This window comes from Pseudomonas sp. BCRC 81390, from assembly GCF_030341915.1.
Classification (GTDB): Bacteria; Pseudomonadota; Gammaproteobacteria; order Pseudomonadales; family Pseudomonadaceae; genus Aquipseudomonas.
On sequence record NZ_JATAAG010000010.1, the window covers coordinates 197,831 to 220,296 of the forward strand.

Here is a 22,466-nt window from a genome sequence, read left to right on the forward strand (position 1 = left end):
CTCCAGCAGGGCTCAGCTCCGTGATTCCACCCCCAGCTCATCCCACACCGACTCAGCCAGGTGGAAGGTGGCATTGGCCGCCGGAATGCCACAATAGATCGCGCTCTGCATCAGTACTTCCTTGATTTCATCGCGGGTCACGCCGTTGTTGGCTGCCGCGCGCAGGTGCAGCTTCAGTTCGTCGTTGCGGTTCATGCCGATCAGCATGGCGATGGTGATCAGGCTGCGTGTGTGCCGCGGCAGCCCCGGGCGAGTCCAGATGTCACCCCAGGCGTGGCGGGTGATCATTTCCTGGAACTCGCCATTGAAGTCGTTGAGCTTTTCCAGGCTGCGGTCCACATGGGCATCGCCAAGCACTGCGCGGCGTACTTGCATGCCGGCGTCGTAACGTTGTTTCTCGTCCATGGCGATAGCCTCAGTGAGCCAGCAGGAAGTCGAGCACGCGGCGGCTGAACGGCTCGCCGACCTCGACGTTGGACAGGTGCGCAGCCGGGAAGTCGATGTACTCGGCACCGTCGATCGCGGCCTGCATGAAGCGGCCGTGCTCCGGCGTGGTTACCACGTCTTCGCTACCGGCCACGATCAGCGTCGGCACCTGGATCCGGCCCAGTTGCTCGCGATAGTCGGCATCGCGCACCGCCGCGCAGTTGCTGGCATAGCCTTGCGGGCTGGTCTGCGCCAGCATCTGGCAGATGCGCTGGGCCTGGGCTGGCTGGGCCTGGGCAAACCCCGGGGTGAACCAGCGGGCGATGGAAGCATCGCGCAGGTCGACCATGGCCTGCTGGCCGCCCTTGAGCACGCTGTCGATGCGGCTGTTCCACACCTCGTCGTTGGCAATCTTGGCGGCGGTGTTGCACAGCGTCAGGCTATGCAGGCGCTGGCCGGCATTGATGCCCAGCCATTGGCCGATCAGGCCGCCCATCGACAGGCCGACGAAGTGCGCCTTGGCGATGTCCAGGCCGTCGAGCAGGGCCAATACATCCCGGCCCAGCTGTTCGATGGTGTATGGGCCTTCCGTGACCAGCGATGCGCCGTGGCCACGGGTGTCGTAGCGCAGCACCCGCAGGTGCTGGCGCCACAGCGGGATCTGCGTGTCCCACATGCCCAGGTCGGTGCCCAGCGAGTTGGACAGGACCAGCACCGGGGCGTTTTCCGGGCCATCGATCTGGTAGTTCAAAACGCCATCGGCCAGTTGCAAATGCGCCACAGCGGTCTCCTTCAGGCAGTAAAACGTTGATGTTCGGATACGGCGCGTGCCACCCAGACACGCGCCTGGCCCAGGTAATGGGCAGGGTCGAGCAAGCGGTCGAGTTCTTCGCCAGACAGTTCGGCACTGACCTGCGGTTCTTCGCCCAGCACCGCACGCAAGTGACGCCGCTCGGCCACGGCGCGCTGGCAGCATTGCTCCAGCAGGTGATGGGCGCGGTCGCGGCCAACCCGCTGGGCGAGGACGATGCTCACCGCCTCGGCCAGCACCAGCCCCTGGGTCAGGTCGAGGTTGGTGCGCATGCGCGCGGCATCCACCTCCATGCCCTCGGCAATCACCTGGGCCTGGCGCAACGCACCGGAAACCAGGCAGCAGATCTCCGGCAGGGTTTCCCATTCGGCATGCCACAGGCCGAGGCTGCGTTCGTGCTCCTGGGGCATGGCGGCAAACAGCGTCGAGACCAGGCCCGGCACGCGGGTCGCCGCACCGATCAGCACAGCGGCACCCACCGGGTTGCGTTTGTGCGGCATGGTCGAGGAGCCACCCTTGCCTGGCGCGGAAGGCTCGAACAGCTCCCCCGCCTCGGTTTGCATCAGCAGGCTGACATCGCGGCCAAACTTGCCCAGGCTGCCAGCGACCAGGCCCAGCACTGAAGCAAACTCCACCAGGCGGTCACGCTGGGTGTGCCAGGGCTGCTCGGGCAGGCTCAGCTGAAGCTGAGCGGCCAGGGCTTCGGCTACCGGCATTGCCTTGCTGCCGAGGGCGGCCAGGCTACCCGAGGCGCCACCGAACTGCAGCACCAGCAGGCGTGGGCGCAGTTCCTGCAGGCGTTGCCGGTGACGGCTCACGGCACCCAGCACACCGGCCAGTTTCATGCCCAGGGTCACCGGCGTGGCGTGCTGCAGCCAGGTGCGTCCTACCAGCGGTGTGTCGGCGTGCTGCAAGGCCTGGCGGGACAGGGTAGCGGCCAGCCTGGCAAGGTCGGCCTCGATCAGGTCGAGGGCTGCGCGCAACTGCAGCACCAGGCCGGTATCCATCGCATCCTGGCTGGTGGCACCCAGGTGTACGTAGCGCTCGGCCTCGGGCACGCCACTGGCAATCACCTTGCCCAACGCCTTCACCAGGGGGATGGCCGAGTTGCCAGCGCTGGCAATCGCGTCGGCCAGCGCGCGCACATCGTAGCGCTCGGCATGGCAGGCCGCCTCGATGGCCGCGACGGCGCTATGCGGGACCAGCCCGGCCGCCGCTTCGGCACGTGCCAGCGCCGCTTCGAAATCGAGCATGCCTTGCAGCCGGCCGCGGTCGGAGAATATCTCGCGCATGGCCGGGGCGGTGAAGTAGGCGTCGAACAGTTGGTTGGTCATGCCACGTCCTTAATCATCGTGGTGCAGGTACGCCGCCTGCTTCGGCAGGCGCAGGCTGAACAGGAAAGCAATCGCCATCATCGCCGTCACGTACCAGTAGAAAGTGTTTTCCATGCCCAGGGACTTCAGGCCCAGGGCCACATATTCGGCCGAACCGCCGAACGCCGCGTTGGCCACCGCATAGGCCAGGCCCACACCCAACGCGCGCACCTGCGGCGGGAACATCTCGGCCTTCACCAGGCCGCTGATCGAGGTGTAGAAACTGACGATACACAGGGCCAGGGTAATCAGCACGAAAGCCATGAACGGGCTGCTCACGGTTTTCAACGCCATCAGCAGCGGCACCGTGAACAGTGTCCCCAGGGCGCCGAACAGCAGCATCGAATTGCGCCGGCCGATACGGTCGGAGAGCATGCCGAAGAATGGCTGCAGCACCATGAACAGGAACAGCGCACCGGTCATCACGTAGCTGGCGTTTTTTGCCGTCATGCCCGCCGTGTTGACCAGGTATTTCTGCATGTAGGTGGTGAAGGTGTAGAAGATCAGCGAACCACCGGCGGTATAGCCAAGCACGGTAATGAAGGCTGCCGCATGGTTGCTGAACAGGCCCTTGATGGTGCCGGCCTCCTTGCTCTGGCGGACTTCGGCGCTACTGGTCTCATGCAGCGAGCGGCGCAGCATCAGCGAAATCAGCGCGGCGATGGCGCCGACCACGAACGGAATGCGCCAGCCCCAGGCGCGCAGCTCGTCCTCGGTGAGCAACTGCTGCAGGATCACCACCACCAGCACCGCCAGCAACTGGCCGCCGATCAGGGTGACGTACTGGAACGAGGCGAAGAAACCGCGCTGGCCGCGCAGGGCCACTTCACTCATGTAGGTAGCGGTGGTGCCGTATTCGCCACCTACCGACAGGCCCTGGATCAGGCGGGCCAGCAACAGCAATGCCGGGGCCCAGGTGCCGATGCTGGCGTAGGTCGGCAGGCAGGCGATCATCAGCGAGCCGAAGCACATCATCAGCACCGAGATCATCAGGGAATTCTTGCGTCCATGGCGGTCGGCGAGGCGACCGAAGATCCAGCCACCGATGGGGCGCATCAGAAAGCCCGCGGCGAACACGCCCGCCGTGTTCAGCAACTGCACCGTAGGGTCGTCGGAGGGAAAGAAAGCCGGGGCAAAGTAGATGGCACAGAAGGCGTAGACATAGAAGTCGAACCATTCCACCAGGTTGCCCGAGGAGGCACCAACGATAGCGAAGATGCGTTTGCTGCGTTCTTCACCGGTGTAATAGGTTGAGGTCATGGTGAGTTCACTCCTGGAGGGTCGCAGGTAATTCTAGACACACCTGGTAACACGCTCGTTCCGCCCTGGCCTTGCGTCCAAGGTTCGGCCCCCTCGCCAACACGCCTGCACCTACGGCGGGAGGCGTGGTCCCTGCTGTGGGAGCGAGCGTGCCCGCGAAGAGACCGGTACAGGTCAAACCCGCTCGATGGCCAACGCTAGACCCTGCCCAACGCCCACGCACATGGTCGCCAGGCCTTTACGCCCACCGCTCTTCTCCAGCTGGTGCAGCGCCGTCAGTACCAGGCGCGCACCGCTCATGCCCAGCGGGTGGCCCAGGGCGATCGCGCCGCCGTTGGGGTTCACCTGCGGTGCATCGTCGGCCACGCCAAGCTCACGCAGCACGGCCAAACCTTGGCTGGCAAAGGCTTCGTTGAGCTCGATCACATCGAAATCGTTCACTGCGATACCCAGGCGCTCGGTCAGCTTGCGCACCGCCGGCACCGGGCCGATGCCCATCACCCGCGGCGCGACACCGGCACTGGCCATGCCCAGGACCCGTGCACGTGGGGTCAGGCCGTGCTTCTGCACCGCTTCGGCAGAGGCCAGGATCAGCGCCGCAGCGCCGTCATTCACGCCCGAAGCGTTGCCTGCGGTGACGGTCTTGTCCGGGCCGTTGACCGGCTTGAGCCGGGCCAGGGCTTCCAGGGTCGTCTCCGGGCGCAGGTGCTCATCATGCTCGACGACAGTTTCGCCTTTCTTGTGCGCGATACGCACTGGCACGATCTCTTCGGCAAAGAAACCGGCGGCCTGGGCAGCGGCAGCCTTCTGCTGGCTGCGCAGGGCGAAGGCGTCCTGGTCGGCGCGCGAAACCTGGTAATCATCAGCCACGTTGTCGGCGGTTTCCGGCATCGAATCCACACCGTACTGGCTCTTCATCAGCGGGTTGATGAAACGCCAGCCAATGGTGGTGTCTTCGAGCTTCATGTTGCGCGAGTAGCCGCTCTCGGCCTTGCCCATGACGAACGGGGCACGCGACATCGACTCGACGCCGCCGGCGACCGCCAGCTCCATTTCGCCGCTGGCGATGGCGCGGAACGCGGTGCCGATGGCATCCATGCCCGAAGCGCACAGGCGGTTCAGGGTGACGCCGGGGATGCTCTGCGGCAGGCCGGCCAGCAACAGGGCCATGCGTGCCACGTTGCGGTTGTCCTCACCGGCCTGGTTGGCGCAGCCGAAGAACACTTCGTCCAGCTGCTCCCATTGCACGCTGGGGTTGCGCTCGATCAGCGCCTTCAGCGGCACGGCGGCCAGGTCGTCGGCCCGCACGCCGGCCAGCGCGCCGCCGAAGCGGCCGATCGGGGTACGGATGGCGTCACAGATGAATACGTCGCGCATCAGGCTTCTCCTGCCACCTGGCCATGGGCCGCGGCGGTGCGGGCTTCGAGGTCGCGCAAGGCGGACAGCTCGACTGTGGTGGGTTCGGCAGTGGTCTGCACATCGTCGGCGAAGCGGATCGCCCAGCCAGTGGCGGCGATGATCTGTTCACGGGTCACCCCCGGGTGGATGGCGGTGACGACGAACTCGTTGGTGCCGGCTTCCGGCTCCATGATGCACAGGTCGGTGATGATGCCGACCGGGCCGTCGCCTGGCAGGCCAAGACGCTTGCGCGAGTCGCCGCCTTCACCGTGGCCGACCGAGGTGATGAAATCCAGCTTGTCGACGAAGGCACGCGGCGACTGCTTGAGGATGATCAAAACCTGTTTGGCGGAACCGGCAATCTCCGGTGCGCCACCGGCGCCTGGCAGGCGGGTTTTCGGAGCGTGGTAGTCCCCGACCACGGTGGTGTTGATGTTGCCGAAGCGGTCGACCTGCGCAGCGCCCAGGAAGCCGACATCGATGCGGCCACCCTGCAGCCAGTAGCGGAAGATCTCGCCGGTCGGCACCACGGTGTCGGCGGTCTCGGCCAGCTCGCCGTCGCCGATCGACAGCGGCAGCACGCTTGGCTTGGCGCCGATCGGGCCGGACTCGTAGATCAGCACCACGTCAGGCGACGAGGTCAGGCGTGCCAGGTTGGCGGCCTTGGACGGCAGGCCGATGCCGACGAAACACACAGCACCGTTGCGCAGGCGGCGGGCTGCGGCGACGGTCATCATTTCGGAAGTGGAGTAGCTCATTGTGCGGCCTCCGCAGTGCTGGCCAGCCTGGCCTTGAATTCGTTGAAATCGGCAGTGCCGCGGATGTAGGTGTCGATCCAGGCGGTGAACGTGTCGCGGTTACGCGCAATCGGGTCCCAGGCCTGGTAGAAGCGGTTGTCACGCTCGTAGTAGCCGTGGGCGTAGGACGGGTGCGCGCCACCCGGCACCAGGCATACAGCGCTCAGGGCCCAGGTCGGCAGCACGCAGGCGTTCATGGGTGCTTGCAAATCGTCGACGATTTCCTCGACGGTGACGATGCAACGCTTGGCGGCCAGGGCAGCCTCCTTCTGCACACCGAGAATGCCCCACAGCAGCACGTTGCCCTTGCGGTCAGCCTTCTGCGCATGGATCACGGTCACGTCCGGGCGCACCGACGGTACCGCAGCCAGCACTTCACCGGTGAACGGGCAGGTCACGCTCTTGATCAGCGGGTTGACTTTCGGCAGGTCGGAACCGGCGTAGGCACGCAGCACCGCGAATGGCAGGCCCGATGCTCCCGCAACGTAGGCGTTGGCCAGATCCGCATGGCTATGCTCTTCGATCTCGATAGCGTGCGGCCATTGCTTTTCGACGGCATCACGCAGGCGGTGCAGCGAACCGACACCCGGGTTGCCGCCCCAGGAAAAGATCAGCTTGCTGGCGCAACCGGCGCCGATCAGCTGGTCGTAGATCAGGTCCGGGGTCATGCGCACCAGGGTCAGGTCGCGCTTGCCCTGGCGGATGATTTCGTGGCCAGCGGCAGTCGGGATCAGGTGGGTGAAACCTTCCAGGGCGACGGTGTCGCCGTCCTGGATGAACTGCTTCACGGCTTCGTGAAGCGAGAGAATTGCGGCCATTTGGAGACTCCTGGTCAGGATGCTTCGGTAAGCTCAGATTAAGGAGACTGGCAGGGGCCTTACAATCCGATAATCGACTATTTGTGCGATTATCGAACCAATTATTGCATCCCTACCTATCTCCTTTCGTTACCTTTACCGGCCCCTTCGCCGGCACCTCAGGTCGCGTCCGCGTGGCTCACCAGCCCTTTCACGATCACACCTACGGTCGCCAGCCCTGCCGGTACCAGCAGCGCCGTCAGCACCTGCTCGAAACTCCAGCCCAGGCCCAGCAGTGTCGCGCCACTCCAGGCCCCGAGAATCGCCCCGAAACGGCCGATGCCCAGCATCCACGATACCCCAGTGGCCCGGCCTTGCGTCGGGTAGAAGCGTGCCGCCAGCGACGGCATGGCCGACTGCGCCCCGTTCACGCACATGCCGGCAACCAGCACCAGGGTAGCCAACAGTGTGATATTGCCCAGGCTCTGCCCCACGGCGTAGGCGAACACCCCGGCCAGCAGGTAGAAGATGCCGATCACCTTGTGCGGGTTGAAGCGGTCCATGGCCCAGCCCACACCGACGGCACTCAACACGCCGCCGAACTGGAACAGCGCGCCGATGAAGGCAGCCTGCTCCATGCTCGCACCGCTGTCGCGCATCAGCGTCGGCAGCCAGCTGGTCAGCAGATAGACGATGACCAGGCCCATGAAATAGGTCAGCCACAACAGCACGGTGCCCAGGCCGTAAGTACCAGAGAAGATCACCGCAAACACGTTGCGTGCGGCCACGGCCTTTTGTTCCGGCACACTGAAGCTGCCAGCCTCGGCGACTACCTGCGGCGCAATGGGCGACAGGGCCCTGCGCACCTTGTCGTTGCCACGATTGCGCACCACCAGGAACCGCGCCGACTCCGGCAGCCAGGCCATCAGCACCAGTGCCAGCAGCAACGGCAGCACGCCACCGATGACCAACAGGCTGTGCCAGCCGTAGGCCGGGATCATCTTCGCGGAAATGAAGCCACCGCCAGCCATGCCAAGGTTGAAGCCGCAGAACATGCTGGTCACCAGCAGCGACTTGAGCCGCTCGGGGGTGTATTCGGACAGCAGCGTGGTGGCGTTGGGCATGCCTGCGCCAAGGCCCAGGCCGGTCAGGAAACGCAGCACCAGCAACTGGTCGACATTGGTGGCATAGGCCGATGCCAGGCTGAAGCCGCCGAACACCAGCACCGCCCCAACCAACACGCCCTTGCGGCCGAACCGATCGGCCAGCGGGCCGGAGCCCAGGGCACCGAACACCATGCCGATCAGTGCGGCACTCATGACCGGGCCGAGGCTGGCGCGGTCGATCCCCCACTCCTGCGACAGGGCCGGGGCGATGAAGCCCATGGCGGCGGTGTCGAGGCCATCGAGGAAGACGATGAGGAAGCACAGCAGCACCACGCGCCATTGATAGCGGGACAGCGGCTGCTGATTGATGAACGACTGGACGTCGAGGCTCTTGCCGACGTTGGTTTGCGCTTGGTTCATTATTGTTATCCAGGATTAGGGCACAGCCAGGCCACTGCACGCGGTCAACCGGCACAGGAGGCAATCATTGGGTGAGAACGGCTTGTGTCAGCCTGGATACAACGGGACTGCGCGCGAGTGCGGCCGCGCCAGCGAAGGGACAGTAGTCATGTTAAGTGCCTCTTGTATTTTTCTTGTTCGGTCAGCGCCGCCGACCGCTGCGAGAGACATTAATCAGCGGGCACAAGTGAAGCAATTCGCCGCGAACGACACTGTGCGTTTATCGCACAGGAAACGGTTTTGCCTGTTCTCAATTTGAAAGGGGCAGCACACGCCCCTTGGCTGCTCAGCCAAACAACTGATGGCAAAGGTCCCGGCTGGCGGCCAGCAGAATCGGCAGGAAGCGCTGCTCCAGCTCGCTGCGCGTCACCCGCCCGACATGCGTACTCACGTTCAACGCCGCCAACACCTGCCCCGAAGCGTCATACACCGGCACCGCAATCGAGCGCAGCCCCTGCTCCAGCTCCTGGTCCACCACGCACCAGCCCTGGGCACGCACCTGCTGGATACAGGCGAACAGCGACTCGGGGTCGTGCAAGGTACGGCTGGTGCGGGCCTTCAGGTCTGCACGCTCCAGGTACTCGCGCAGACTGGTGTCGTCCATCGCCGCCAGCAGGATGCGCCCCATCGACGTGCAATAGGCCGGCAGGCGCCCACCCACCGACAGGTCGACCGAGATCAGCCGCTCCACCGTGGCTGAACGGGCTATATAAAGAATATCGTCACCCTCGAGGGTGGCCATGTTGGCCGCCTCGTGCAACTGGTCGCTGATGCGGTCCAGGTAAGGCTGGGCGGATATCGCCAACGGCGTCGAGGACAGGTACGCATGGCCCAGCGTCAATACTTTGGGCAACAGCGAATAGGTGCGCCCGTCGGTGGTGGCATAGCCCAGCTTGATCAGCGTGTGCAGGCAGCGGCGCACCGCTGCCCGGGGAATTTCGGTGCGATGGCTGATCTGGGCGATGGTCAGGTGACGCTTGCGTTCCTGGAAGGCCTGGATCACGGCCAGGCCACGCGCCAGGGAGGTCATGAAGTCCGGGTCGCCGGTGAAGGCCTGGATACGCTTGGCCGGCGACGCCACGATCGGCGGCGCCAGCGCTGTCGAGGCAGATCGTGCCTGCTCTGGAATGGCCGAGTCTGGATGGACGGAATCGTTGGCCAGCTTTTCGTCACTCATTGCATACCTCAAAAAAAACGCCCGCTCGTGCGATTATCGAACAAACGGCCGATAATCGCAATTGACCGCTGACACTTTTACTTATACCTTTCTCAGGCCACTTGTGGCTTCTTTGGAGAGACTGGTCAGGTACCCACCGTAGAAGTCCCAGGCAACGGCCTCGCCTTTCAGGCGAGGCCGTTTTTCATTGCACAGCCAGTCGAATACCTCTACCCGTTCTGACGACGAACTTTTTCCCGTCTTGCTTTTCGAACTTGCACGAAGGCAAACACTGTTGTCGGACCTATCCGTTACTTATGTCGGGAATGTCGGAGCCGGTAAATAACGGTGTTCAGCTAAATGTCGATTGCTATAATCGGACAGGCAGGCCGCAGCGCTGCAGCGGCAACGAACCTTCTGCTGTATCACGCCAGCGTGGCAACCAGGCATGCGCAGGCTGTACTGCACATGACAAACAGCGAACAAACTTAATTCAGGTAAAGCATGTGACGAAAGACGAACTGCGCGCAGAACTGGAGCGCCAGGCTGAACGTTACAAGGACGTCTATGGTGGCGAGGTCACGACTTACGCCGCACAACCAGATCCGGAACGCAAACCTTGGCGCAAGCGTGCCAGCGTGCGTGACCAGGCCTTCAGCCAGGAACTGGAGCGTATGGAAAAGGAACTGCGTAGCGACAACTCCTGAAACCGGATCGCGCCAGCGCATCGCCGCCCGGCCTGCCCGGGCGGGCTCGATCTTTACCGCCAGGCCGAAGATGAAATGGAATCACACAAATTTCATACGACCGTTTGAATGGTAGCGCCGCGAATTTTTCGTCGGACTTTTAACGTTTTCCGTCGTATTTCCCGCGTTTTGGCCGACATTTTCCTGAGCGCTGGCTCCGCCGCGCACAGCATGCGCAACGTTGGAAGACTGCCATCGGTCTGTCGCAGATGCATCGATTGCCGTGGTTTTCTGGCATAATCCCGCCCCCCTATGACCGCCAGACAACCTTCATGATCGAATTATTCAGCGGACTGGATGCCTGGGTACTGGTGAGCTTGCTGCTCGCCCTGACCTTCGTACTCGCCTTCGAGTTCATCAATGGCTTTCATGACACCGCCAACGCGGTAGCCACCGTCATCTATACCAAAGCCATGCCGCCGCACCTCGCCGTGTTCTTCTCCGGCGTGTTCAACTTCCTTGGCGTTCTGCTCGGCGGTGTGGGGGTGGCCTATGCCATCGTGCACCTGCTGCCGGTAGAGCTGCTGATCAATGTGAACACCGGACACGGCCTGGCCATGGTCTTCTCGTTGCTGGCTGCGGCCATCACCTGGAACCTCGGCACCTGGTACTTCGGTATCCCGGCCTCCAGCTCGCACACGCTGATCGGCTCCATTCTTGGCGTCGGCCTGGCCAACGCACTGATCAACGACATCCCGCTGGGCGACGGCGTCAACTGGCAGAAGGCGATCGACATCGCCATGTCGCTGGTGGTGTCGCCAATGGCCGGCTTCGCCGTCGCAGCCCTGGTGCTGATCGGCCTGAAGTGGTGGCGTCCGCTGTCGAAGATGCACAAGACCCCCGAGCAGCGTCGCAAGCTCGACGACAAGAAGCACCCGCCGTTCTGGAACCGCCTGGTACTGGTGGTTTCGGCCATGGGCGTAAGCTTCGTGCACGGTTCCAACGACGGCCAGAAAGGCATTGGCCTGATCATGCTGGTGCTGATCGGTATCGTACCGGCCAAGTTCGTCCTCGACCTGAACAGCACCACCTACCAGATCGAGCGGACCCGCGACGCCACCCTGCACATGAGCCAGTTCTACCAGCGCAACGCCGCTACCCTGGGCGAGTTCCTGGCGCTGGGCAAGGCCAATGCCAGCGACCTGCCGGAGCAGTTCAGCTGCAACCCGAAGCAGACCGAACCGACCATTGCCGCGCTGCAATCTTCGCTGCAAGGTGTGACCGACTACCACAGCCTGGATGCGGAAAAGCGCGTTGAAGTGCGTCGCTACCTGCTGTGCCTGGACGACACGGCGAAAAAGGTCGGCAAGCTGCCAGGCCTGGAAGCCCGTGAAAAGGCCGACCTGGAAAAGCTGCGCAAGGACCTGACCGCTACCACCGAATACGCCCCGTTCTGGGTAATCGTTGCCGTCGCCCTGGCCCTGGGCCTGGGCACCATGGTTGGCTGGAAGCGCGTGGTGCTGACCGTTGGCGAGAAGATCGGCAAGCAGGGCATGACCTATGCCCAGGGCATGTCGGCACAGATCACCGCAGCCTGCGCCATCGGCATGGCCAACGTGTTCGCCCTGCCGGTATCGACCACTCACGTGCTGTCGTCCGGCGTGGCTGGCACCATGGTTGCCAACAAGAGCGGCCTGCAAGGCGGCACCGTGAAGACCATCCTGCTGGCCTGGGTCCTGACCCTGCCGGCGTCGATGGGTTTGGCGGCTGGCCTGTTCTGGCTGGCGTCGAAAGCCATTGGCTGAATGACACCGCAATGAAAAAGGCGCCCTCGCAGGCGCCTTTTTCAATCTCCGCGCATGAGCGGGTTCAGCCGCGAAGGCGCCGTTACAGGAAACCTACCTTTTCCTGCCTCCCAGCAACGACCCCATCAACCCCCGTACCAACTGCCGCCCCAACTGGTTGGCCGCCTGGCGCACCGCCGACTTGATCGCCTGCCCCGCCGCACTCTGCAAAAACTCGCCGGCCTTGTCGGCAAAACTTTCCTCATCCGCCTGAGGCTGTGGCGCTGGCTCTACCGGCTCGCCCTTGCGCTGGCTGAGCATTTCATAAGCCGATTCACGGTCCACCGGCTTGTCATAACGCCCAGCCAGCGGGGAAGCCGCAATCAGCGCACTACGCTCGACGGCGCCCAGCGGCCCGATACGCGACTGCGGCGGTGCAATCAACACGCGCTGCACCATCGCCGGCGTACCCTTTTCTTCCAGCGTCCCCACCAACGCCTCGCCAATGCCCAGCTCGGTCAGCACCGCCAGGGTGTCGAACGCCGGATTGGGGCGGAAACCATCTGCCACCGCGCGCAGCGACTTCTGTTCCTTGGCAGTGAACGCGCGCAGGCCATGCTGGATGCGCAAGCCCAGTTGCGCCAGCACTGCATCCGGCAAGTCCCCTGGCGACTGGGTGACGAAGTACACCCCAACCCCCTTGGAGCGGATCAGCCGCACCACCTGCTCCAGGCGCTCCTGCAACGCCTTGGGCGTATCGTTGAATAGCAGATGCGCTTCATCGAAGAACAATGCCAGCACTGGCTTGTCGGCATCGCCGCGCTCGGGCAACTGTTCGAACAGTTCGGCCAGCAACCACAACAGGAAGGTCGCATACACCTTGGGCGCCTCGTGCACCAGGCGGCTGGCGTCCAGCAGGTGGATGCGCCCACGGCCATCCGGGCCAACTCGCAGCAGGTCCTCGAGCTGCAACGCCGGCTCACCGAACAACGCCTCGGCGCCCTGCTGTTCCAGGGTAGCCAGCCTGCGCAACAGGGCCTGGGTGGAAGCCGTGGTCATCAGTGCACTGTCTTCACCGAGCAGTTGCGGGTTGTCTTTCAGGTGCGCTAGCAGGGCCTTGAGGTCCTTGAGATCCAGCAGCAGCAAGCCTTCACGGTCAGCCACCTTGAACGCCGCGTACAGCGCCGCCTGCTGGCTGTCGCTCAGTTCCAGCAAGTTCCCCAGCAGCAACGGCCCCATTTCGCTGAGGGTGGTGCGCAGCGGGTGACCGGACTGTCCGGCGATGTCCCACAGGCTCACCGGGTAGGCTTGCGGCGTGTGGCCCAGCCAGGGCATGCCCGCGATGCGCTCGGCCACCTTGCCCTGCGGCGCGCCGGCAGCGCCCAGGCCGCACAGGTCGCCTTTGACATCGGCGGCGAACACCGCCACGCCCGCGTCGCTGAATACCTCCGCCAGGTGCTGCAGGGTGACGGTCTTGCCCGTACCGGTGGCGCCCGCCACCAGGCCATGGCGGTTGGCTAGCCTCATTGCCTGTCCGACTGGTAAACCGTCCGGGCCTGCGCCTACAACAATGGTCGAAAGTTCCGACATCTCTTTAATCCTCTGCTCAAGCTTTACCTGAATTCGGCCGATACCTGTGGGTGATATTTGCCTTGATAGAGAGGGACAACCGAAAAGGGACTTTTCGGGATCTTGCACGGCTGCGATGCCTCGCGTGCAGACGCCTGATACAAACCTTAGCGGAACCGATTACGCCATGAACAAAAGCCTTCGTTTCAGCCACAAGATTCTTTTGGCCGCATCACTGATCGTGATACTCGCCTTCAGCCTTTTTACGCTCTACAACGATTACCTCCAGCGTAATGCGATCCGCGAAGACCTGGAAAGCTATCTGGCGGAAATGGGCGATTCCACTTCGAACAATATTCGCAACCTGTTCGAAGGCCGCATCAAGCTGGTGGAAAACCTGGCGCAGAACATCGCCCAGGAGCCGGCCAGCTCCGACACCCTGCTGGGCCAGAATGCCCTTATTTCCAGCTTCCTCACGGTCTACGCGGGCAAGGTCGATGGCGGCTTCAGCGTGCGCCCCGATACGAAGATGCCGGACGGTTACGACCCACGCACCCGCCCCTGGTACAAGGACGGCATGAATGCCACCGGCACCATCCTGACCGAGCCGTATATCGACATGGCCACCAACAAGATGGTCATCGGCATCATCAGCAAAATCGCCAGCAACGTCGGTGTGGTCGGTGGCGACCTGGCCCTCGATGGCCTGGTGCAGATCATCAACTCGCTGAACTTCGGCGGCATGGGCTACGCCTTCCTGGTCAACGACCAGGGCAAGATCCTGGTGCACCCGGACAAAGACCTGGTGATGAAGTCGCTGTCGGACCTGTTCCCGCAGCACACGCCGAAACTGACCCGTGAATTGACCGAAGTGCAGAGCGATGGCCAGACCCGCCTGCTGACCTTCACCCCGATCACCGGCCTGCCGTCGGCCAACTGGTACATCGGCCTGTCGGTGGACAAGGACAAGGCCTTCTCGATGCTCAGCACCTTCCGCACCTCGGCGGTGATCGCCACGCTGGTGGCGGTGGTGATCATCATCGGCCTGCTCGGCCTGCTGATCCGCGTGTTGATGCAACCGCTGCACACCATGACCCGCGCCATGGAGGACATCGCCGAAGGCGAAGGCGACCTGACCAAGCGCCTGCGTATCCACAACCACGACGAATTCGGCATCCTGGGCAGCGCCTTCAACCGTTTCGTCGAGCGTATCCACAGTTCGATCCGCGAAGTGTCCTCGGCTACCGAGCAGGTCAACGAAGTGGCCCTGCGGGTGATCAGTGCCTCCAACTCGTCCATGACCAACTCCGACGAGCAGGCCAACCGCACCAACAGCGTGGCCGCGGCCATCAACGAGCTGGGCGCCGCGGCCCAGGAAATTGCCGGCAACGCCGCCCAGGCTTCGCAGCACGCCAGCTCGGCGCGCCTGCTGGCCGAGGAAGGGCAACAGGTGGTGGAGCGCAACATTGCGGCGATGAACCGCCTGTCCGACCTGATCGTCACCTCCAGCGCGCACATCGAGACGCTCAACAGCAAGACCGTCAACATTGGCCAGATCCTCGAAGTGATCACCAGCATTTCCCAGCAGACCAACCTGCTGGCCCTGAACGCGGCCATCGAAGCGGCCCGTGCCGGTGAGGCCGGGCGCGGGTTTGCCGTGGTTGCCGATGAGGTGCGCAACCTGGCCCACCGCACCCAGGAATCGGCACAGCAGGTACAGACCATGATCGAAGAGCTGCAAGTCGGCGCCCGCGAGTCGGTCGAGACCATGGACCAGAGCCAACGCCACAGCCAGGACAGCATGCAGATCGCCAACCAGGCCGGCGAACGCCTGGACAGCGTGACCGTGCGCATCGGCGAAATCGACGGGATGAACCAGTCGGTGGCCACCGCCACCGAAGAGCAGACCGCCGTGGTCGAAGCGATCAACATGGACATCAACGAAATCAACATGCTCAACCAGGAGGGCGTGGAGAACCTGCAGGCCACCCTGCGCGCCTGTTCCGACCTGGAGCAGCAGGCCAGCCGCCTGAAGCAGCTGGTGGGCAGCTTCCGTATCTGATCCAGGAACGCGTCGGCTTCTTCGCGGGCACGCCCGTGAAGGAGCCGACACCGCTCCCCGCCTTGCCCCCGGCCAACCCCGATCGAACAAACTATCCTTCTGAAAGGTCAACTTTAAGGCGCGTCATCGCCGGCTTTCTACCGCCGGATGACAGACCCGAAGACGATCCCGGAGGGATGCTGATCGTGCACATCGCCGACATCACCATGTTCTACGCCCCCGCCAGCGGCGGCGTACGTACCTATCTTGATGCCAAACACCACCGCCTCGACGCCATCCACGGCGTGCGCCACAGCCTGCTGATACCCGGCGCCAGCGCGCAACATGCCGATGGCATCTACCAGGTACCCGCACCGCCGCTGCCATTCGGCAACGGCTACCGCTTCCCGGTGCGCCTGGCCCCTTGGTGCAACGTACTGCGCCAGCTCAAGCCTGACCTGATCGAAGTCGGCGATCCCTACCTGACTGCCTGGGCAGCGCTGGAAGCAAGGCGCCAGCTGAACGTGCCGGTAATCGGCTTCTACCATTCCGACCTGCCGTTGCTGGTCAGCAACCGCATGGGCAACTGGTTCACACCCAACGTCGAGGCCTACGTCAGCAAGCTGTACGGCAATTTCGACCGGGTCCTGGCCCCTAGCCAGGTCATGGCCGACAAGCTGCGCCGCCTGGGCGTGCGGGACGTGCACGTGCAGCGCCTGGGCGTCGACCTGGGCACCTTCCACCCCAGCCGACGCGACCCGCAACTGCGTGCCGAACTGGGCATTGCCGATACCAGCCGCTTGCTGATCTATGCTGGCCGGGGCTCGCGGGAAAAGAACCTGCCGGTACTGCTCGACTGCATGCAGCACCTTGGCCGCCCTTACCACCTGTTGCTGGTAGGCTCGAACATGCCGGCCAACGTGCCGCAGAATGTCAGCGTGATCGACCACTTCTGCCCTGCCCCGGAAGTCGCCAGGCTGATGGCCAGCGCTGACCTGCTGGTGCATGCCGGCGACCAGGAAACCTTCGGCCTGGTCATTCTCGAAGCCATGGCCAGCGCCACGCCGGTGGTGGCCGTGCGCGCCGGGGCGTTCGGCGAGATCGTCAACGAACACTGCGGACGCCTGTGCCGACCGAACGATGGCCAGGCCATGGCGGACGCCGTGCGCGAGGCGTTCGAGGCCGGCGTACGCAAACTGGGGGCACAGGCCCGCCGCCACGTCGAGCAGCATTATTCCTGGGACAACGTGGTTGCCGGCCTGCTGCAGCACTACCAGGCCGTGCTCGGCCACCAGCCGCAGGCACGCGCCCATGCTTGAGCCGTTGCCAGGTGCACGCAGCCTGATGCTGGTGTTGCACGATGTGGCCCCCGAGACCTGGCCGGACTACCAACCCTTTGTCCAGGCAGTCGACGCCATCGGCGGCGTGCCCATGACCTGGCTGGTGGTACCGGACTTTCACCAGCGCAACCCACTGCTGCGCTCGCCCGCCTTCTGCCGTCTGCTCGAACGGCGCCTGGCACAGGGCGACGAGTTGGCCCTGCATGGCTATTACCATGCCGATGACGGCCCTTCCCCGCGTACGCCCAGCGAGTATTTCATGCGCCGTATCTATACCCATGAAGGCGAGTTCCATGCCCTCGACCAGCAGCAGGCCCTGCAGCGACTGCAGCATGGCCTGGACCTGTTCGGCCGACAGGGCTGGCCAGTGGCCGGGTTCGTCGCACCCGCCTGGCTGATGAGCGAAGGTACCCGCCAGGCGTTGCGTCAACTGCCGTTGCGCTACACCAGCACGCCGCAGCACCTGTATCGCTTGCCGGAGTTCACCGCGATCGAAGCCCCGGGCCTGGTGTGGAGCGCCCGTAGCGCCTGGCGCCGCGGCCTGTCGCGGCTGGTCTGCGACTGGCAATGCCGGCGTTGGCGCAATGCCGAAACCCTGCGCCTGGGCCTGCACCCGGTGGACATGCGTCATCGCAGCTCCCGCGAGTACTGGTTGAACACTTTGCGCGCCCTCCTGGCCCAGGGCCGCGAACCTCTGACCAAGTCGGCCTGGCTGGACCGCAAGGTCGGCGCATGAACCGCCTGGCATGGCTGGGCCTGGCGCTGCTCGGCGCGGTACTGGTGCCGGCCTTGCTCGGCGGCAGCGGGCTGCTGCCACGACTGCAGCGCTTCGACCCCAGCCTGCTGCTGACCCTGCTTGGCATGATCCTGCTGTGCTGGGTCATCAACACCGTTCGCCTGCGCCTGCTGCTCGGCCAGCAAGGTGCGAGGCTCGGGCGCCTGCGCAGCCTGGGCGTGGTGATGGCTACCGAGTTTGCCATCTGCACCACGCCCGGCGGCAGTGGCGGCCCCTTGACCCTGATGGCGCTGCTGGCGCGCGATCGCATCGGCCCGGCGCGCAGCGGCGCGGTGTTCGCCATGGACCAGTTGAACGACCTGGTGTTCTTCTTCTGCGCCATGCTGGCAATCGCCGGCTACGCCTTGTTCCACAGCCTGGGGCGTAGCCAGCAAGGCATGCTCCTGGGCAGCGCGTTGCTCTTGTGCACGGCCTTGGCCGCGGTGCTCGGGCTGTTGCGCTACCGGCGCACGGTGATGCGCCTGAATGGCCGGCTGGTGCGCCACCTGGGCATCAGCCCGCAGCGCAAACGCCGCTGGGCGCGCAAACTGCTGCACTTCATCAATGCCCTGGCGCAAACCTGGCACCTGCCGAAACGCACGCTGATCCTGGTTTTCACCCTGACCTGTGTGCACTGGGGGCTGCGCTACAGCGTGTTGTACCTGGTGTTGCAGGGGCTGGGGGTGAACCTGGCGTGGATACCCAGCTTTCTGGTGCAGATGCTGTCGCTCAGTGCCGGCCAGTTCAGCCTGCTGCCAGGCGGTGCCGGTGCCGCCGAGCTGACCTCGGCGAGCCTGCTGACGCCCCTGGTGGGCAGTTCGACCGCGGCGGCGGCGATCGTGATATGGCGGGCAGTTACCTACTACTTCTACCTGTTGGCGGGTGGCCCGGTATTCGTGTTTCTGCTGGCGCGGCCGTTGCTTGAGCGCTGGCGGCGTCAGGCGGGTTGAGCTGCTGCCAGAGCTCGGCGGCGCCAGGAAACTCGGTACCGTCGCTGTCGGCCAGGGCGGCGGGGTCGTAGCGGGCCAGGCAGCCTTCGCCGAGGGTGGGTGGGGCGGTGGCGGTAGGTTGGTTGCGCTGCCTGGTCATTGCTGTTCCCTTCAAGATTGCCGGGGGCGCTTTGCGCCCCATCGTGACACAAGGCAGGCCCTCACAGAACCGCGGTCCGGCACTGCGTCACGCATCCCACAGCCAACCCGAGCCTGTCAGTCGAATACCACAGTCTTGTTGCCGTGCACCAGCACGCGGTCTTCCAGGTGATAGCGCAGGCCACGGGCCAGCACCATCTTCTCCACGTCACGGCCAAAGCGGACCATGTCATCGATGCTGTCGGCATGGCTGACCCGCACCACATCCTGCTCGATGATCGGGCCGGCATCGAGTTCCTCGGTAACGTAGTGGCAGGTCGCACCAATCAGCTTCACACCGCGCAGTGCAGCCTGGTGGTAGGGCTTGGCGCCGACGAACGACGGCAGGAAGCTGTGGTGGATGTTGATCACCTTCTCGGCATAGTCCTGGCACAGCTGCGGCGGCAGGATCTGCATGTAGCGAGCCAGCACTACCACATCGGCAGCGTGCTCCTGCACCAGGCGCGACACTTCGGCGAATGCCGGGGTTTTGTCCTTGGGGTCGACCGGTACATGGAAGAACGGAATGCCATGCCACTCGACCATGCTGCGCAGGTCGTTGTGGTTGGAGATCACGCAAGGGATCTCACAGTCCAGTTCATCGGTGTGCCAGCGGTGCAGCAGGTCGGCCAGGCAGTGCGATTCGCGGCTGGCCATCAGCACTACGCGCTTTTTCTGTGCCGAGTCGGTAATCCGCCAGGTCATGGAGAACTCTTCGGCGATCGGCGCAAACGCTTCGCGGAAGGCTTCAATACCGAACGGCAGCGATTCGGCGCGAATTTCATGACGCATGAAGAACCAGCCACTCTGCTCATCGGAGTGATGGCTGGCTTCGTTGATCCAGCCATTGTACAAGGCCAGGAAATTACTGACTTTCGCCACGATGCCAACACGGTCGGGGCAAGCGATCACCAGACGATAGGTGCGCATGAATGAGACTCCAGAACTTCGCAAAGGCGCCCATTCTAGCGGCCCGCCAGCAAAAACGCAGTATTGATCGCTGCCGCCCGAGGTTGTGAACCTTACCCTGCAGGCTACGCACAGCATCTGACAGACAGGACAAATGCAGGGGTTAAATGTAAATTTTTGTTCACTTGGAGAAATGTTGTCACAGCTTAATTAACAGTTAACCGCCCAATAATATATTTACTTGAGCGGATCGCCTGTCTATTATTGGCCCACACATTTCTGAACACGCATTAAGGAACACTCCATGTCCCTGATCAACGAATACCGCGCCACCGAAGAGGCTATCAAGGAACTTCAAGCTCGCCTGGCCAATCTGTCGCAGGATGACAAGCTGAAGAAAGAACTGGAGTTCGAAGGCAAACTGCGCAACCTGATGGGCGAATACTCCAAGTCGCTGCGCGACGTGATTGCCCTGCTCGACCCCGATTCGAAACTGAGCAAAGCGCCTCGCGGTGCCGTCAAGACTACCGCCACCAAGCGTGCGCGCAAGGTCAAGCAATACAAGAACCCACACAACAATGAAGTGATTGAAACCAAAGGCGGCAATCACAAGACGCTGAAAGAATGGAAAGCCAAATGGGGTGGCGATGTGGTTGAAAGCTGGGCGACCCTGCTGGACTGATTGTCCATCTACGCCTGTTGCTTATCGCATTAACAACGCCGGCATCCTGCCGGCGTTTTTGTTTCCCTGCGTTTACCCTGGCATTCAGCCAATTGCAAACCTGGCCTGCAACTGCCGGGCGTGCTCACGCCAGGCCTCCAGCACACGCCGCCCCGCCTCGTCAGCGCCCGCCCAGGCCTGCTGGCGCGCTTGCTCGAAGTCGCCCAGGGTATTCGGCGCGCCCCATTTCGGGTCGCTCAGGCGCTGCTGGCAGAAGCTGAACCAGCGTTGTCGCTCTTCGCCGCTCAAGGTGTCGGGGAAGTTGCGCGCCCGGTAGCGGAACAACAATTCCGGCAGGCGCGGGTCGTCGAACATCCAGTGCCCAAGGCCTAACTGCGCCGGCTCCAGCGCACGAACTTGCTCGCATAAGCGGCGGTCACGATCGCCGAGAAAACCGGCATACAACTGTTGTTCCGGGTCGTCGTTCGCGGCGAAGTCTTCCTCGCCGTAGATGTGTTCCAGCTTGTCTTGCCATTGCAACTGTTGCCTGGCCAGTTCTTCGCCGCGCAATTGCAGCGCGGTCAAATCCAGGCCCAGCCGTTGTTGATCGGCAGGGCGCAGTACCGAAAGTGGCGCGAGTACCGGGCAGCGGTTGATCTGTACCAGTTTCAACGGCACGGGTAGTTCGCCCTCCGCCAGTTGATCATGGCGGGTATACAAGCGCTGACGCAGAACTTCAGCACTTTCCCGTAGTAACGGTAGGGTTTCCTGATACAAGTCGCAGACAACCAGGGCATTGCGATTACGCGGGTGCCACGCCAGTGGCAATACGACACCCAGGTAGTTGCGTGCCGCCGAAAAACGCCCGGATATATGTACCAGGGGCTGTAGCAAACGCACCTGCTCCATGACTTTATGCTTGTTGCGCAACTGGAACAGCCACTCATACAACTTTGGCTGTTTCTGGCGTATCAGACGCGCCAGGGCGATGGTGGCCCGCACGTCGGAAAGTGCTTCGTGGGCATGACCGTGTTCGATGCCATTGGCCTTGCTCAGCAGTTCAAGGCGCAGGCTGACACGCCCGTCCTGCTGCGGCCATTCGATTCCGTCAGGGCGCAGGGCGTAGGCCGTGCGCACGATGTCGATAAGGTCCCAGCGACTGTTGCCGCCCTGCCATTCACGGGCATAGGGGTCAAAAAAGTTGCGGTAGAGGCTGTAGCGGGTCACCTCGTCGTCGAAGCGCAGGGTATTGTAGCCAGCGCCACAGGTGCCTGGCCGGGCCAGTTGCTCATGTACCCGGGTCATGAACTCGGCTTCGCACAGCCCTTGTTCAGCCAGTTGCTGCGGAGTGATGCCGGTTACCAGGCAGGCAGCCGGGTGCGGCAGTATGTCGTCGGAGGGCCGGCAATAAAGGCTGATCGGCTCGTCGATTTCGTTGAGGTCGAAGTCGGTGCGCACGCCGGCCACTTGCAACGGCCGGTCGCAACGGGGGTTGATGCCGGTGGTTTCGTAGTCGTGCCAGAAAATGCTTGAGGTCACGGGGTCGTCCTGTATCAAGGTCGACCGATTCTAGCGCAGCCTCAGACCGAAGCGTCGGCGGGAAGAAAACTGAAATAGCCACGCAACGAACCGACGAAGTCGTCGTACTCGCGGGGCGCTTGCAGCAACATGAAGCCCGAATCGTAGTGGCCGGGGGTCTGGTCTTCGCGGCACCACAGGCAACTGGCGGTCAGGTTGACGAACTGATGCCCGCCGCCGGTCAACGGCAGGCGCAACTGCAGTTCGTAGTCGGGCCCTACCAGCACAGGCAGTTGGCTGATCAGCATCAGCCCGTCTTCCGAGGCGTTGCCCAACTGGCCGATGGCCTGGCCGGTCAAGCGGTTGAACACCTTGAGGACACAAGGCAGTTGATGACGTTCTATATGGCGCTTGTTGAACATGATCGCAGTGCAGTCCGTACCCAGGGGCCAGGAATACGATGAACTGGCGGT

General features: G+C 63.4%; 20 protein-coding genes and 1 pseudogene. 8 read left to right on the forward strand and 13 right to left on the reverse strand.

Features of this window, described 5'->3' with window-relative positions; genetic code table 11:
• Positions 1-12: 12 nt before the first annotated feature.
• The 9 genes from pcaC to pcaR all read right to left on the reverse strand — a co-directional run bounded on the left by pcaC (position 13) and on the right by pcaR (position 9,604).
• On the reverse strand, positions 13-405 hold the full coding sequence (pcaC, locus tag QSV36_RS05375) for a 4-carboxymuconolactone decarboxylase (RefSeq protein WP_047583944.1): 393 nt from the start codon (positions 403-405) through the stop codon (positions 13-15).
• A 10-nt stretch (positions 406-415) separates the two neighbouring features.
• Positions 416-1,207 carry a 3-oxoadipate enol-lactonase gene (pcaD, locus tag QSV36_RS05380; RefSeq protein ID WP_289130576.1) on the reverse strand — a complete coding sequence of 264 codons (792 nt, stop codon included), beginning with the start codon at positions 1,205-1,207 and terminating at the stop codon, positions 416-418.
• Between the two features lie 11 nt (positions 1,208-1,218).
• Positions 1,219-2,571, reverse strand: a complete 1,353-nt coding sequence (locus tag QSV36_RS05385; protein ID WP_289130579.1) for a 3-carboxy-cis,cis-muconate cycloisomerase — start codon at positions 2,569-2,571, stop codon at positions 1,219-1,221.
• 9 nt (positions 2,572-2,580) lie between these two features.
• Complete coding sequence (locus QSV36_RS05390) at positions 2,581-3,870, reverse strand: MFS family transporter (protein WP_289130581.1); 1,290 nt, start codon at positions 3,868-3,870, stop codon at positions 2,581-2,583.
• A 174-nt stretch (positions 3,871-4,044) separates the two neighbouring features.
• Positions 4,045-5,250 carry a 3-oxoadipyl-CoA thiolase gene (pcaF, locus tag QSV36_RS05395; RefSeq protein WP_289130903.1) on the reverse strand — a complete coding sequence of 402 codons (1,206 nt, stop codon included), beginning with the start codon at positions 5,248-5,250 and terminating at the stop codon, positions 4,045-4,047.
• Complete coding sequence (locus QSV36_RS05400) at positions 5,247-6,026, reverse strand: CoA-transferase subunit beta (RefSeq protein WP_289130584.1); 780 nt, start codon at positions 6,024-6,026, stop codon at positions 5,247-5,249. The genes pcaF and QSV36_RS05400 overlap by 4 nt, the downstream gene beginning before the upstream one ends.
• Positions 6,023-6,883, reverse strand: a complete 861-nt coding sequence (locus tag QSV36_RS05405; protein ID WP_225779103.1) for a CoA transferase subunit A — start codon at positions 6,881-6,883, stop codon at positions 6,023-6,025. The genes QSV36_RS05400 and QSV36_RS05405 overlap by 4 nt, the downstream gene beginning before the upstream one ends.
• Before the next feature lie 158 nt (positions 6,884-7,041).
• A complete protein-coding gene (gene pcaK, locus QSV36_RS05410; RefSeq protein ID WP_289130588.1) occupies positions 7,042-8,388 on the reverse strand; it encodes a 4-hydroxybenzoate transporter PcaK in 1,347 nt (448 codons plus the stop codon).
• A 325-nt stretch (positions 8,389-8,713) separates the two neighbouring features.
• The gene (gene pcaR / locus QSV36_RS05415) at positions 8,714-9,604 is read right to left on the reverse strand and encodes a pca regulon transcriptional regulator PcaR (protein ID WP_289130591.1); all 891 of its coding nucleotides are present in this window, start codon (positions 9,602-9,604) and stop codon (positions 8,714-8,716) included.
• A 485-nt stretch (positions 9,605-10,089) separates the two neighbouring features.
• Here pcaR and QSV36_RS05420 point away from each other — a divergent pair, with 485 nt between their 5' ends.
• Positions 10,090-10,290: a hypothetical protein gene (locus tag QSV36_RS05420; RefSeq protein WP_051098410.1), complete on the forward strand. Its 201-nt coding sequence runs from the start codon at positions 10,090-10,092 to the stop codon at positions 10,288-10,290.
• A gap of 311 nt (positions 10,291-10,601) precedes the next feature.
• Positions 10,602-12,074 (forward strand): inorganic phosphate transporter, encoded by a 1,473-nt coding sequence (locus tag QSV36_RS05425; protein WP_289130595.1) that lies wholly within the window; start codon positions 10,602-10,604, stop codon positions 12,072-12,074.
• 93 nt (positions 12,075-12,167) lie between these two features.
• On the opposite strand, the gene QSV36_RS05430 is transcribed toward QSV36_RS05425, so the two are convergent.
• The gene (locus tag QSV36_RS05430; protein WP_289130596.1) at positions 12,168-13,643 is read right to left on the reverse strand and encodes a helicase HerA-like domain-containing protein; all 1,476 of its coding nucleotides are present in this window, start codon (positions 13,641-13,643) and stop codon (positions 12,168-12,170) included.
• Positions 13,644-13,809: 166 nt separating this feature from the next.
• Between QSV36_RS05430 and QSV36_RS26000 the strand changes: the two are divergent.
• From QSV36_RS26000 to gpgF, 5 genes and pseudogenes are all read left to right on the forward strand, one after another.
• Positions 13,810-14,826 (forward strand): annotated as a pseudogene (locus QSV36_RS26000) (HAMP domain-containing protein); the annotation flags it as partial.
• A gap of 93 nt (positions 14,827-14,919) precedes the next feature.
• Entirely contained in the window at positions 14,920-15,684 is a 765-nt protein-coding gene (locus QSV36_RS26005; protein WP_406822286.1) for a methyl-accepting chemotaxis protein, read from the forward strand.
• 176 nt (positions 15,685-15,860) lie between these two features.
• On the forward strand, positions 15,861-16,982 hold the full coding sequence (gene gpgS, locus QSV36_RS05440; protein WP_289130602.1) for an N-acetylglucosaminyl phosphatidylglycerol synthase: 1,122 nt from the start codon (positions 15,861-15,863) through the stop codon (positions 16,980-16,982).
• Positions 16,975-17,739, forward strand: a complete 765-nt coding sequence (gpgD, locus tag QSV36_RS05445) for an N-acetylglucosaminyl phosphatidylglycerol deacetylase (RefSeq protein WP_289130603.1) — start codon at positions 16,975-16,977, stop codon at positions 17,737-17,739. Before gpgS ends, gpgD begins: the two co-directional genes overlap by 8 nt.
• The gene (gene gpgF, locus QSV36_RS05450) at positions 17,736-18,728 is read left to right on the forward strand and encodes a glucosaminyl phosphatidylglycerol flippase (RefSeq protein ID WP_289130605.1); all 993 of its coding nucleotides are present in this window, start codon (positions 17,736-17,738) and stop codon (positions 18,726-18,728) included. The genes gpgD and gpgF overlap by 4 nt, the downstream gene beginning before the upstream one ends.
• A 255-nt stretch (positions 18,729-18,983) precedes the next feature.
• Here the strand turns inward: gpgF and purU are convergent, their stop codons facing one another.
• Positions 18,984-19,835 carry a formyltetrahydrofolate deformylase gene (gene purU, locus QSV36_RS05455; protein ID WP_112250408.1) on the reverse strand — a complete coding sequence of 284 codons (852 nt, stop codon included), beginning with the start codon at positions 19,833-19,835 and terminating at the stop codon, positions 18,984-18,986.
• Positions 19,836-20,118: 283 nt separating this feature from the next.
• Between purU and mvaT the strand changes: the two genes are divergently transcribed.
• Positions 20,119-20,496 carry a histone-like nucleoid-structuring protein MvaT gene (gene mvaT / locus QSV36_RS05460; RefSeq protein WP_170032265.1) on the forward strand — a complete coding sequence of 126 codons (378 nt, stop codon included), beginning with the start codon at positions 20,119-20,121 and terminating at the stop codon, positions 20,494-20,496.
• A gap of 84 nt (positions 20,497-20,580) precedes the next feature.
• Here mvaT and sbcB read toward each other — a convergent pair whose 3' ends face one another.
• Both sbcB and QSV36_RS05470 read right to left on the reverse strand, forming a co-directional pair.
• On the reverse strand, positions 20,581-22,014 hold the full coding sequence (gene sbcB / locus QSV36_RS05465; RefSeq protein WP_289130609.1) for an exodeoxyribonuclease I: 1,434 nt from the start codon (positions 22,012-22,014) through the stop codon (positions 20,581-20,583).
• A gap of 41 nt (positions 22,015-22,055) precedes the next feature.
• Entirely contained in the window at positions 22,056-22,415 is a 360-nt protein-coding gene (locus QSV36_RS05470; RefSeq protein WP_225779114.1) for a PilZ domain-containing protein, read from the reverse strand.
• Positions 22,416-22,466: the final 51 nt, after the last annotated feature.

Bases quoted from the DNA above. Each gene is read 5' to 3' on its own strand.
- pcaC (WP_047583944.1), bottom strand. From the start codon at position 405: ATGGACGAGAAACAACGTTACGACGCCGGCATGCAAGTACGCCGCGCA.
- QSV36_RS05385 (WP_289130579.1), bottom strand. From the start codon at position 2,571: ATGACCAACCAACTGTTCGACGCCTACTTCACCGCCCCGGCCATGCGC.
- QSV36_RS05390 (WP_289130581.1), bottom strand. From the start codon at position 3,870: ATGACCTCAACCTATTACACCGGTGAAGAACGCAGCAAACGCATCTTC.
- QSV36_RS05400 (WP_289130584.1), bottom strand. From the start codon at position 6,026: ATGAGCTACTCCACTTCCGAAATGATGACCGTCGCCGCAGCCCGCCGC.
- QSV36_RS05405 (WP_225779103.1), bottom strand. From the start codon at position 6,883: ATGGCCGCAATTCTCTCGCTTCACGAAGCCGTGAAGCAGTTCATCCAG.
- pcaK (WP_289130588.1), bottom strand. From the start codon at position 8,388: ATGAACCAAGCGCAAACCAACGTCGGCAAGAGCCTCGACGTCCAGTCG.
- pcaR (WP_289130591.1), bottom strand. From the start codon at position 9,604: ATGAGTGACGAAAAGCTGGCCAACGATTCCGTCCATCCAGACTCGGCC.
- QSV36_RS05425 (WP_289130595.1), top strand. From the start codon at position 10,602: ATGATCGAATTATTCAGCGGACTGGATGCCTGGGTACTGGTGAGCTTG.
- QSV36_RS05430 (WP_289130596.1), bottom strand. From the start codon at position 13,643: ATGTCGGAACTTTCGACCATTGTTGTAGGCGCAGGCCCGGACGGTTTA.
- QSV36_RS26005 (WP_406822286.1), top strand. From the start codon at position 14,920: ATGACCAACTCCGACGAGCAGGCCAACCGCACCAACAGCGTGGCCGCG.
- gpgS (WP_289130602.1), top strand. From the start codon at position 15,861: ATGCTGATCGTGCACATCGCCGACATCACCATGTTCTACGCCCCCGCC.
- gpgD (WP_289130603.1), top strand. From the start codon at position 16,975: ATGCTTGAGCCGTTGCCAGGTGCACGCAGCCTGATGCTGGTGTTGCAC.
- gpgF (WP_289130605.1), top strand. From the start codon at position 17,736: ATGAACCGCCTGGCATGGCTGGGCCTGGCGCTGCTCGGCGCGGTACTG.
- purU (WP_112250408.1), bottom strand. From the start codon at position 19,835: ATGCGCACCTATCGTCTGGTGATCGCTTGCCCCGACCGTGTTGGCATC.
- mvaT (WP_170032265.1), top strand. From the start codon at position 20,119: ATGTCCCTGATCAACGAATACCGCGCCACCGAAGAGGCTATCAAGGAA.
- QSV36_RS05470 (WP_225779114.1), bottom strand. From the start codon at position 22,415: ATGTTCAACAAGCGCCATATAGAACGTCATCAACTGCCTTGTGTCCTC.